The 12689-nt window shown below is 36.3% G+C and carries 8 protein-coding genes; 4 read left to right on the top strand and 4 right to left on the bottom strand.

The window, feature by feature from the left end:
* Position 1: 1 nt before the first annotated feature.
* Positions 2–391 carry an SRPBCC family protein gene (locus AC52CF_RS06135; protein ID WP_214590395.1) on the bottom strand — a complete coding sequence of 130 codons (390 nt, stop codon included), beginning with the start codon at positions 389–391 and terminating at the stop codon, positions 2–4.
* A gap of 40 nt (positions 392–431) precedes the next feature.
* On the opposite strand from AC52CF_RS06135, the gene AC52CF_RS06130 reads away from it, so the two are divergent.
* Positions 432–1043 (top strand): NUDIX hydrolase, encoded by a 612-nt coding sequence (locus tag AC52CF_RS06130; protein ID WP_214590396.1) that lies wholly within the window; start codon positions 432–434, stop codon positions 1041–1043.
* Here the strand turns inward: AC52CF_RS06130 and AC52CF_RS06125 are convergent.
* Both AC52CF_RS06125 and gldJ read right to left on the bottom strand, forming a co-directional pair.
* Positions 1036–2307: a UDP-N-acetylmuramoyl-tripeptide--D-alanyl-D-alanine ligase gene (locus tag AC52CF_RS06125; protein ID WP_214590397.1), complete on the bottom strand. Its 1272-nt coding sequence runs from the start codon at positions 2305–2307 to the stop codon at positions 1036–1038. The genes AC52CF_RS06130 and AC52CF_RS06125 overlap by 8 nt on opposite strands.
* A 64-nt stretch (positions 2308–2371) precedes the next feature.
* Positions 2372–3967 (bottom strand): gliding motility lipoprotein GldJ, encoded by a 1596-nt coding sequence (gldJ, locus tag AC52CF_RS06120; protein ID WP_214590398.1) that lies wholly within the window; start codon positions 3965–3967, stop codon positions 2372–2374.
* A gap of 164 nt (positions 3968–4131) precedes the next feature.
* Between gldJ and porU the strand changes: the two genes are divergently transcribed.
* The 3 genes from porU to AC52CF_RS06105 all read left to right on the top strand — a co-directional run bounded on the left by porU (position 4132) and on the right by AC52CF_RS06105 (position 12018).
* Positions 4132–8028 carry a type IX secretion system sortase PorU gene (porU, locus tag AC52CF_RS06115; protein WP_496517949.1) on the top strand — a complete coding sequence of 1299 codons (3897 nt, stop codon included), beginning with the start codon at positions 4132–4134 and terminating at the stop codon, positions 8026–8028.
* A 60-nt stretch (positions 8029–8088) separates the two neighbouring features.
* Positions 8089–9252 carry a type IX secretion system outer membrane channel protein PorV gene (gene porV / locus AC52CF_RS06110; RefSeq protein ID WP_214590400.1) on the top strand — a complete coding sequence of 388 codons (1164 nt, stop codon included), beginning with the start codon at positions 8089–8091 and terminating at the stop codon, positions 9250–9252.
* 483 nt (positions 9253–9735) lie between these two features.
* Complete coding sequence (locus AC52CF_RS06105; RefSeq protein WP_214590401.1) at positions 9736–12018, top strand: FUSC family protein; 2283 nt, start codon at positions 9736–9738, stop codon at positions 12016–12018.
* Here AC52CF_RS06105 and AC52CF_RS06100 read toward each other — a convergent pair.
* The gene (locus AC52CF_RS06100; protein WP_214590402.1) at positions 11999–12613 is read right to left on the bottom strand and encodes a 4'-phosphopantetheinyl transferase family protein; all 615 of its coding nucleotides are present in this window, start codon (positions 12611–12613) and stop codon (positions 11999–12001) included. The genes AC52CF_RS06105 and AC52CF_RS06100 overlap by 20 nt on opposite strands.
* Positions 12614–12689: the final 76 nt, after the last annotated feature.

Below are 12689 nucleotides of genomic sequence, written 5' to 3'. Positions count from 1 at the left end.
TTTATTTATAAACTTCGATCTTATCGGTAAGCGTATTGATGAAATTCTGAAGAGGTTTTTCCACCATCATTTTGATAAAAGGGTTGAATTTCCCTTCAAATAACATCTGAACTTCGGTCTGATTTTCATTTAGAGGGTTTAAAGCCGCTGTTAAAGAAAAATCTAAGCTTGAACTTGCAGACTTCAACACTGCTTTTTCATCAGTAACTTCTTCAATTTTCAGAGCAATTTCCGGCATTCCCTGCAATCCGAATTTAAATCCATTTTCTCTCGTTTCAAATTTCTGAAGACCGTCCGGCATGAAATCTTTGTAATTTTCTGGCGATTTCAGGATTTCTACCAGGTCTTTAGATGATTTATTAACAATAATCTTTCGTCCTTCTAAATTCATTTTTTATTTTTGTATTTAAATTCTTAATTCTTACAAATATATGTATAAAGTTTTTGTGAACGAAAAAAAATTACTGTTGTCTAAGCAATCTGAAAACTTAGAAAAAACGCTTGGATACGAAAACGTCACAAGCCTGGAAATCGCTTTAGATCTTCTGGAAAATACATCGGTAAAAGAATTGAATGTTTTTGGTGAAAACATCGATGAAATCTGGTCAGAATTTCAGAAATTATTCAGAATTATAGAAGCTGCGGGCGGCATTGTAAATAATTCTGCGGGTGAAATTCTTTTCATCAAAAGGTTAGGTAAATGGGATCTTCCGAAAGGGAAAATGGAGAAAGGCGAATCTCGTGAAGAGTCTGCTGTAAGGGAAATTGAAGAAGAAACCGGGCTTACGAATGTAGAACTGGTGAAGTTCATCAATACAACGTACCATATTTATGTTGAAAGAAACGGCGATAAGGTTTTAAAATGCACGCATTGGTTTGAAATGAATTTCTATGGGGAAGATACTTCAAAACCTCAGATTGAAGAAGGAATTACAGAAGTTGCCTGGAAAAACGCTGTTCAGATCGAAGATGAGGTTTTTCCAAGCACATTCAAAAATATTAAACTGATTGTGGAAGAATTCCGAAATATGAAGACTAAATAAAGTCTATTGATTTTTCGAGAGCAATTCCTCTGGAACCTTTTAATAATATATTTTCTGAAAGAATTTTATTAAGTTTTAAATATTCTGTTAATTCGGCTGTGCTTTCAAACGCTGTTTCCGAAGAATTTACCTTTTTAAAATTCTTTCCGACTGTAATAATCTGGTCAAAACCTAATTCCTGAGCTAAATTTAAAATATTCTGATGCTCTTTCTCACTTTCATCCCCCAACTCGAGCATATCGCCGATTATAATAGTTTTTGAACCCTCAAAAGTGATGAAATTCTGCAAAGAAGCGCTCATAGAACTCGGATTGGCATTGTAAGTGTCCAAAACCAGTGTTCTTCCGTCTTTTTTAACAACCTGAGAGCGCATGTTGGTTGGGGTATACTCTTCAATGGCATTTTTTATTTTTTCAAAATCAATCCCGAAATGAAGTCCTAAGCTCACTGCTGCACAAAGATTGGTAAAATTATATTCTCCGGTCAGTTTTGAAACTGCCTTCCGGTTATCATATTTAATGCCTACAAAATTTTCTTCTGAGAATAATTCAAACTGATAATCTGAATTTTCTTTTCCAAAAGTAATTTTCGGGGAATAATTTTCAGTTTTTTCTACCTGAACAGGATCATTTTCGTTAACGATAATCGTTTTTTTATGATCTTTAAGATAGTCGTACAGCTCAGATTTCCCTTTAATAACACCTTCATATCCTCCGAAACCTTCCAGATGTGCTTTACCAAAGTTGGTAATGTAGCCAAAATCGGGTTGGGAAATTGAACTTAAAAGGGCGATTTCTTTCTGATGATTGGCTCCCATTTCTATCACAGCCATTTCATGTTCCGGCTTAATGGAAAGGATGGTTAAAGGAACACCGATGTGATTATTCAGATTTCCTATAGTATACTGTACATTAAACTTTTCGGAAAGAACAGCATGAATAATTTCTTTTGTGGTGGTTTTTCCATTACTTCCGGTTAACCCGATCACAGGAATCTGCAGTTGTTTTCTGTGATAAATGGCAAGCTGCTGCAAAAATTCCAGTGTGGAATGAGCAAAGAAAATATTTTTCTCTTTATTTTCGAATTCCTTCTGTTCAACAATTACGGCTAAAGCTCCGCTTTCAATTGCCTGTTCAGCCAAAGTTGCTGCATTAAAATTTTCTCCTGAAAAAGCAAAGAAAATATCATTCTTACCGATTTTTCTGCTGTCGATGGTTACTTTTTCAGATTGTAAAAATAAAGGATAAAACTGTTCTATATTCATACTTCAAAAATAAAAAAACCCTCCAGAATTCCGGAGGGTTTTTTGAAAATTATTTTGATAAATATTATCTTCTTGTTCTACCTTTATCATTTGCTCTCGCATCCTGAGCTACACGGAATCCGATCCATCCGTAAGCTTTATCCTGAGACTTGTATCTTCTTTGTCCCGGATCTAGCCAGTATGCTGTATCCTGCCAAGAACCTCCTTTTACTACTCTTACATCGTTAGTAACAGCAGAAGTTCTTTCTTTTCTGTCTTTTTGCAGTACTACTCTACCCTGTGCATCTACGATAAATCTTGATTTCGGAGAATTGTACATATCATATGAAGAAGCAGAATCTGATGCAGTTCTATAGTCTAGAGAAGACATTCTGTCTCCATCTCTATAGTTTCTGTAATCAGCAATTGTCTGTCTTTCATACTGACCCGGTAAGTTTCTGTAAACTAATCTTCCATCAGCTAAAGTATCATATTTAATGCTGCTTTCGTCTACCATTTTGTAAGTTCCGTCACCGTTTCTTACGATAGCCTGAGGCATATTTCCTCTGTAGTAGTTGAAGTCGCTGTAATCTTCATCAATGATTGGTCTGTAAACATCTGCTGTCCATTCTGCAACGTTTCCATACATACCGTAGATTCCTAAATCATTAGAAGGATATTGTCTTACGTCTGAAGTTCTTGCAGAACCATCATTTTTCCAGCCTGCGATACCAGAGTAGTCTCCGGTTCCCATTTTGAAGTTTTCAAGGAACATTCCTTTTTCTCTTCCTTTAGTACCTCTCAGTTTTTCAATTTCAGGTTTTTTACCCATATACTGATTGTACTCTCTGTTTTTAGCCATACCTAAAGCTGCATATTCCCATTCAACTTCTGTAGGAAGTCTGAATTTTGAAACCATTGCTGCGTTCGGAGCTCTGTTTGCAGCTAACAATCTCTGGTTTGTAGTTTTCAAACCTGTTTTTTGCTGCATTCTTTTTTCATTGATGTAACCTTGCATTTCCGGATCATTCGATTTGAATTTATCCATGTTGAATGCAGTTCCACCCTGATTATTAGATTCGTTGATATACAAATCTTTTGCAATGATACCTGCCTGCATTAAGGCTTTCTCGTTTGCTCTGTCTGACAACCATTCGCAATATCTGTTTGCCTGAGTCCATGATACTCCTACTACAGGATAGTAATCGAATTCAGGAGCACGGAAATACGTCTCGTTGTAATCATTTCTAGATAATTTGTTGTCCCACAATAAGGTATCCGGCAACGCACCGTTGTAGATTTCCTTAAAGCTTGGATCGCTTGGTGGGAATACGTACTTCAACCATGTAAGGTATTCGCGGTATTCGTAGTTAGTAATTTCAGTTTCCCCGATAAAGAATGAACTTACCTGCATTCTGCGAGGCGAGTTATTCCAATCGTGCATAACATCATCTTTCACTAATCCCATTGTAAAAGTTCCACCTTCTACATATACCATTCCCGGCCAACCTTTTTGTTTTTGTTGCTTTCCTGCAAAAAACCAACCTTGTTTCTCGTTTGGTTTCCAACCTGTTTTGCTGACAAATTTTTTAGTACCGCCGCCATTATTAGATCCTCCGCAACTGGTTAATGCAAGTGTAGAACTTAATGCTATTAATGAAAACAACTTTAGTTTTTTCATAGTCGATATAAATATTTTCAAAGTACAAAGAAAAAATAAATTATTCAATAAATCAAGTAAAGAGTTGATTTTTTTGAAAAACGTTAACAAATTAATTTTATTGTATCATAATTTAATTATAAAATTTTCATTTATTTTGTAATTCAGAAATTTCAATAATAAACATGAAACAAAAAATTTCTCTTTTATTTTTATTAAGCTTTGTATCAACACTTTGGGCTCAAAGGATCACCATCGAATGGGATGGCTCTAAAATTCGAGACTTTGGTGAGACAAAACTCAATCTCCCAAATTTTAAAAATCAGGGATTTTCATTCAGCCAAAATAACATTTTTATAACAACTAAACAACAAGTTGGCGAAAACCAGTTAAAAGTTTCTAATCCTATCTGGGAAAATGTTTCTGCTAAAGATTTGTTTTCATTAAGCAGGGATCTTATCACCGATCAGGAGATAAAAGATATTGTGTACTACAATGCAGACGGAGCAAGATATGCCAGTGCCAATGTATCGCTCTTTAAGAATGTAAAGGGACAGATCCAGAGACTTTCTTCATTTGAAATTTCTGAGACCAATGTTTCTAACAGTCTGGGGAATACTTTAAAGCTAGGAACCACGAATAACCCTTTATCAACAGGAACTTTTTACAAAATAAGAGTTGATAAATCCGGTATTTTTAAAATAACAAAGCAGTTTTTACAGGATAACGGAATTAACCCGTCTTCTGTAAATCCTAAAAACTTCAGAATTTACGGAAACGGCGGGATCATGCTTCCGGAAAACAATCAGGACGCGAGATACAGTGCGCTTCAGGAAAACGCCATTCAGGTAGTTGGAGAAGATGACGGGGTATGGAATGATAATGATTACGCTTTGTTCTACGCACAGGGACCAAACGGATACAATTTGTATAATTCTTCAAACGGAAGCGGGGTTAAAAGAAGAGAATCCAGAACTTATCCCAGCGAAAATCTGAAGAATATTTATGAAGATTATTCGTATTATTTCATCAATTTCGATAAAGGTCCCGGAAAGAGAGTTCAGCCTGTAGATGTTAATTTACCTGCAAGTCCGTTAATTACCCGTTTTGATAATTATCAGGTGATTAATGTAGATCAGAAAAACCTGCTGAGAGTGGGTAGAACCTGGGTGGAAGACACTCCTTTTGTAACAGATAAAACAGTTACATTTACTACGGCTTCTCCGGTTCAGACGGGAGATAACATCAGGTATAAGGCACAGGTAATTGGTTATAAATCTCAAAAAAACAAATTGCTTTACAGCATCAACAACCAAAATCCAATTACTTTTACGGTTCCAACTCCGGATCAGAGTTCCACGTATGATTTTTATCCTACAAATTACTCCGGAATCATCTCCGGACTAAGCGGAAATCAGATCACCATCAGTATAAAACCTGATATTACACTTAACCCTAACGGAACTTTTTATCCCGATTATTTTGAAATTCAGTATAAGGATAATCTGAGTTTCAACGGAACACAAATGAGCTTCAGGGATTTCTCACTGGTTACAGGGAGCAATACAACGTATGGATTCAGCCTTGCGAATGCTTCTGCAGCAGAACAGATATGGGATGTTACCGATATTACCAACGCCAACAGAAGAGTAAATAAAGCGGCAGGAAATGCAAACTTTAATTTTGCGTACACCGCATCTGATCTGAATTTCAATAATGAATTTGTGGCTTTCAGGGCAGATGCTGCATTTAGTCCTTCATTTGTAGGAAGAATCAACAATCAGAATATTTCAGCTTTGCAAAATGTTGATTATTTAATTATAACAACTCCTGAAATGCTGGGACAGGCGCAAAGAATTGCAAACTATCATCAGACCAAAAATAATTTTAATGTACAGGTGGTAGATACAGACAAGATCTATAATGAATTCGGTAGCGGCAGCAAAGATCTTACGGCAATAAGAGATTTTGTAACCAAACTGAACACTCCGCTTGGAACATTGAAGTATGTGCTGATCCTTGGAGACACCTCTTTTGATTACAAGAACAGAATATCCGGTAATACGAATGTAGTATCAGGCTACCAGAGTGAAATTTCTCAGGATCTGGTAAGGTCATTTGTTACTGATGATTATATTGTAATGACAAAACCTCAGACCACTAACTATATAGATTCTAACCTTCCTGATCTTCCTGTAGGAAGAATTCCCGCTGCCAATGCAACGGAAGCTTCCACTATGATTGATAAGACTTTAGCTTACTATAACAGTCTATCCGGACAGTCTACACCTTTTGGGGAATGGAAAATGAAACTGGATTTTGTGGTGGATGATGATAATGACGGAGGTGCACCATTCCATACCGTAATGAATAATTCTCTTGCTACGGTTTTTGAGCAAAATAATACGACTTTAAAGGAATATAATGTAAGAAAACTTTATCTGGATGCTTTTCAAGCACAAAGTACAGCAGGCGGACAAAGATATCCTCAGGTAAATCAGGCAATCTCAAATGATATCGGAAACAGTCTTTATCTTTTCTATTTCGGGCATGGAGGAATCAATGGATGGGCGCAGGAAAGAGTTTTAACATTATCTGAAATTCAGAATGCGAATAACTTCTCTAATGTATACAGCAGATTTCCGTTTGTATCGACAATTACCTGTGAGTTTACACTTTGGGATGATCCGGATGTTTCTTCAGCGGGAGAGCAGTTTTTAAAGCTTAAACAAGGGGGACCAGCAACGATGATTACTTCAAGCCGTGCCATCGATGTAGGTTACGGAGTGGATTTCACTAACCTTTTTACACAAAATATTTTTAAACTGACCAACGACGATTTTGATACTTTAGGATATGCACATTTAAATGCAAAAAAACAGAGAGGAGCTTCTTCTGAACATTTAAAAGTTAACTTTTTAGGAGATCCTGCCATGAAACTTACCAGACCGAAAAGATTACTGGTAATTGATAATATTGAAACTCCGGTTCCGGGATTAATCAGAGGACTTGATTTTGTGAAAGTAAAAGGTCATATTAATAATCCTAACGGAACAGTAAACACAACGTTCAACGGAAGAGTTGTAATTAATATTTTTGATAAGAGATTAAACAAGACCACTCTGAACAACGACGGAGGATTAACTCCTGTTCTTAAATATACCGAGGAAGGAAGTGCTATTGTAAAAGCTTCCGGAACGGCTGTAAACGGAGTATTTACTGTAGAATTTTATGTTCCGAAAGATATTAACTATGCAGTAGGAACCGGCAGAATTTTAGGATATGCAGACAATAAAGCTTCGGATGTTTTCAATAACCAGCCAGTTCAGGTGGGAGATATCAATCCAAACGGTATTAATGACAACCAGCCGCCAAAAGTAAAATTGTATATGAACAACACCAACTTTGCAGACGGAGGTATTACAAATCAGAATCCGATGTTACTGGCATGTATTACAGACGATACAGGAATTAATTCCACAGGTTCTGGTATTGGTCATGATATTACAGTATATTTGGACGGGCAAATTATCAATACAATTGTACTGAATGATTTTTATGCTTCAGGTGAAGGAAACGGATGTTTAAGCCCGGGTCTGGCGGATTATCAGAAAGGTAATGTAACGTATCCTTTCAGAAATCTTGCCGTTGGACAACATCAGTTAACATTTAAAGTTTGGGACATAAACAATAATTCTACAACTGCTACGTTAAATTTTGAAGTTAAGGATGAAGCGGATCAGCATTTGGTTATCAACCGACCGTTAAACTGGCCGAATCCTTTCACGAACAAAACATACGTTCAGTTTGAACATAATTGTGATGATATTCTGGATGTGAACGTTCAGATTTACACAATTACAGGAAAATTGGTAAGAACTTTATCTCAGTCTGTGGTTGCGGAACCTTTCCTACAGGGCTTTAGAACGCCACGTCAGGCAATAGAATGGGACGGAAGAGACGATTTTGGGGCAACAGTTGCAAAAGGTACGTATATTTTTAAGATATTTGCAAAAAGTCAAAATCAAGAAAAATGCAAAGGAAGTGCTACAGCTGTAGAAAAAATGGTACTTTTGAAATAAATTTAAAACGATAACAGTAATAATATCAACAAAAAACTGATAATATATAAAAGACAACATATGAATTTAACTACTAAACTGCTTTTAGGAATTGGGTTAAGTGCTGGTTTTTTAGGCTATTCTCAAGATTTAAGTCTAGTAAGACCTGTATTAACCGGAGCTCCTTTCTTAAGAATCGCACCAGATGCAAGAGCTGGAGGTATGGGAGATCAGGGTGTGGTAACCTCTCCGGATGCTTTTTCACAATTCTGGAACGCAGCGAAATATCCTTTCAGCAGATCAAGTTCTTCCGTGGGGCTTAACTATACGCCGTACATGGGAAAACTTACCAATGATGTGTTTTTATTATACGGAGCCTTCCACAAATTTTTAGGGCAGGAAGAAAGATCTACCATCTCTGCAAGTATTTATTACTTCAATATGGGACAAGTAGATCTCACTCAGTTAGTAGGAAACGAAGTAACATCCATGGGAACCTCAAAACCAAACGAATTCTCTATTGATGTAGCTTATGGTCTTAAACTATCCGATTCTTATTCCATGGCGGTTACAGGAAGATATATCCGTTCAGACTTAGCCGGAGGATTCAACACAGATACTACATTAAAACCTGCGAACTCTTTTGCGGTAGACGTTTCAGGTTACTATACGTCTCCAAGATTTTCGAGTTTAGGAGGAATGGACGGAAAAATCAATGCAGGTTTTGCTGTTCAGAACTTAGGTCCGAAACTGGATTATACAGGAAATGAAAATTCAAGATCTTACCTTCCTACGATGGCAAGATTAGGTGCCGGTTATGATATGTATCTTGATGATATGAACAGAGTGGGAATTAGTGTTGAAGGTTCAAAAATCTTGGTTCCGGGTTCAGAATATGTAGGAATAGATCCTAATACAAGACAGCCGATCTATCAGGTTCCGAACGTAGGTGTAATGGCGGGAATTGGAAAATCATTCAAAAACAAAAATTCCATTATGTATAGTGGAGCATTAGAATATTCTTATGACAATGCATTTTCTGTAAGAACCGGTTACTTCCACGAAAGTGAAGAACAGGGAGCAAGACAGTTTGCAACTGCAGGTATCGGATTAAAGTACCGTTCTTTCGGTCTTGATGTTTCTTACCTCATCAATATGTCTAAAATTAATACCGCTTTGGATAATACCCTTCGTTTCGGGCTTACATGGAACATCGGTGACGAAACTTCCAACGCAGATAATTAAAATTCTAAAACATACCATACAAAAGTCTCATAAATTATGAGACTTTTTGTTTTTTATAACTCTATCTATTTTTCAGGAGCTTTTTCGTGCTATCCGCTCATACTCCTCGCTCCTGCGCCCTCCAAACTTAACCCTACCCTTTCCATTTCTGCTGTGGGGTAACCGCTGCTATCACGGCTAGGTTTTTGTATGTGATTTCAATACTTAGGAATAATAACAACAATTGCCAGTCTTTTCCTATTCAAATTACTTAAATCATATTGTAATACATGTTGAATATATATAAAGACCACCCCGTCAAAAATTCTTACGAATTTTCGCCACCCCTCCAAAGGAGGGGAATTACAAAGCGCATAGCTATGAAAAATTCACATTCAACTGGCGAAGTAAAATTGACGTTCTCATTTTAAAATTTTTCAAAAATTTAATGATTACGGCACAAAGTAAAACTTACAATTCACATTTAACTCTTATTTTTGTAGCATGAACTACTCTGCAGAACTCAAAAAATTCGTAACCAGTCAATATGTATATTCTGCGATCAGAATTACACTGGCTACTGTTCTGCCCTGTCTGGTTCTCGCCCACTTCGGAATTCTCAAAGAATATTTTCTTTTTCCGCTCGGAACCAGCTTTGTTGCCTTAACAGATCAGCCGGGACCTTTCATCAGAAGAAGAAATGCTTTAACGTTTGCCATATTCTGCTTTGTTTTTGTAGCAACGATTGCAAGCCTTGTGATGAACTTTAAAATTCTAGTTTTTGCAGAAATTATTGTTTTTGGAATGTTCTTTTCCCTGATCGGAGTTTACGGACAGAGATTAGCTGCCGTTGGTTCTTTATCATTGGTAGTTCTTGCAATTTTCATCGACGGACATTTAACAGGAGGAAATATTTTTAAAAGCTTACTGATCTTTGCTTCAGGATGCACTTGGTTTCTATTGATATTTCTTGTTGTAACGACCATTCAGCCTTATAAACTGGCAAGCCAGATGATTGGAGAAAATTATCTTCAGTTAGCCGAATTTTTAAAAATCAAAGCCAATTATTACCAGAAAAATCCGGATTTTGACAAACTGACTACGCAGGTTATCGCCAAACAAATCGGGATCAAGAACCTGCAGGAAGAAACCAGAGAAACAGTTTTCAAAACCAGAACCATCGTAAACGAATCTACCACAACAAGCCGTCTATTGATGCTGATGTTCCTGAACTCAATGGATCTTCACGAAAAACTGATGACTTCCGAAAGTGATTATCAGAAACTGCAGCAGATTTTTGACGACACCACCATTCTGGTAGATATTCACGATTATCTCAATCTTCTTGCTGAAGAAATTACCAATATCGGAATCGCCCTACAAGTTGGGACGAGAGCAAAACCACTATTCAATCTCGACTCGGAGCTGAATAATTTAAATCATAATTATTTCGATCTCAGAAACAAAAAAATATCCCCCGAAAATTTCGAAAATTTTATGGTGTTGCGCCAGATTCTGATGCGCATTAACGAAATCACCAAAGAAATTGATGAGATTTATAAAGTTTTCTCCCAGAATGTAAAACTTGCAAAAAGTCTTTCTACAGGTCTGGATCTTAAAAAATTCATGCCGAATGAAGAAAAACTGAATTTCAGAGTATTAAGAAACAACATATCACTTTCTTCATCTCATTTCAGACATGCGTTAAGAATTACGATTGCGTTATTATTGGGATATTTGTTCTCACTATTCCAGTTTTTAGGAATCGGGCACACGTATTGGATTTTAATTACCATTGTTGCGATCTTAAAACCCGCCTATTCCATTACCAAACAGAGAAACCTCCTCCGTTTGTACGGAACTGTTGCGGGAGCAGTAATTGCATATGGAATTCTGCACTTCATCCACATCAATGAAGTTTTATTTACCATTCTTTTATTAAGTATGATTATGTGTTTCAGTTTTCTGAAAGGGAAATATTTCTGGGCAGTTCTGTTTATGACGATTTACATCTTTCTGAGCTTCAATTTTTTAAGTCCGGGAAAAGTCAACATCATTTTTAAAGACAGAATTGTAGATACCATTATCGCAGCAATAATTACTTCTCTGGTTGCCTATATTGTTCTTCCGGTTTGGGAACACACCCAAAATCTGGATCTGATGAAGAAATCTGCCGAAGCTAATCTTAGTTATTTTCAAAGCGTGATTTCCAAGTTTCTGGAAGAAAAACATGACCTCGAAGATTATAAAGTAAAGCGTAAAAATGCCATCATTTCACTGGCAAATCTTTCCGACAATTTTCAGAGAATGATTTCCGATCCTAAAAATCAGCAGAAAAAACTGGAAGTGGTACATCAGTTTGTGGCAACATCGCATCTTATTACAGCCTACACCGCTTCCCTTTCGCAATATGTAAAAGATGACGAAAAGTATCCTGAAATTGATGCAGAAAGCTGGAGCAGAAAAATAGAAGCCGAAATGCAGAAAGTTTCTATTCTTTTGCATGGAGATACCATAACAGAGGAACTAAAAAAGGAAAGCCGCATTGAACCTGAAGATTCCTCTCTGGAAGATTTAATTTTAAAAAGAAAAACCGAGCTTATAGAAAACGAAGCGTATGATGTACGGGATCCGAATAAAATTTCTCATTTAACGGAGCTTAAAAATATTCACGATGTTCTGGAACTGATCTTTGACGTTGCCAAAGAACAGCGAAAAGTAATTGAAAAATACAGAAATGAAACAGATTCTGTTGAAAAGGGCAATCCTATTCTTCAACAATCGTAAAGCAGTAATCGTCGAAAAATTCTACCCTTGCTTTAAATTCATCTGAGATTTTATCATCATGAACCCTGCATTTGATGTGGTGAAGGTATTTCAGTTCAAAAGGCTTCACTTCATAATGCTTTTTCAGCGACCAGTGTTTGGAATGATGAATTTTATACATACTTTCTTTAACACTCCAGATAATGGTGTAAAAAGTAACCTCATTATCAGATGGAATAAATCCGCGTTCATTTTCGTAGGTAAATTTATCGATTACCCTTAAAATTTTAGGATTAAATTTTTCAATATCTATTCCTATCTTATTTTTTGAAATAGCAATAGCTGCAAATGGAAATGAATGTGTAATGGATATTTCCGCATCTTTCGGAGATAAAAAAGGTTCTCTTTCTTTGTAGAGAATCTTAGACTGGGGTTTCAGAGATTTTAATAATTTTCTCACCATTAAAACCTCCAGTAATTTTTTGGGATGATAATCTTTTACTTTATCGGCATTTTCAGGCTCCAGAAGTTCATTGATATCCAATTGTTCCTGTTCATCATATTTCCATACAAGAATTGTGGCATTATCATCAGAAAAATCGCGGTAAAGTGGCATGTATTAATTTATTCTGCTAAAATAATAATTTCCTGCGAATCGTATTTTGACTTTAGTGATTAGTAAAATTATTAAA

The sequence above is a fragment of the Chryseobacterium sp. 2P genome, assembly GCF_059579425.1.
The sequence above is the reverse complement of the archived record's forward strand: the minus strand, read 5'-3'. Positions and strand labels throughout refer to the sequence as shown.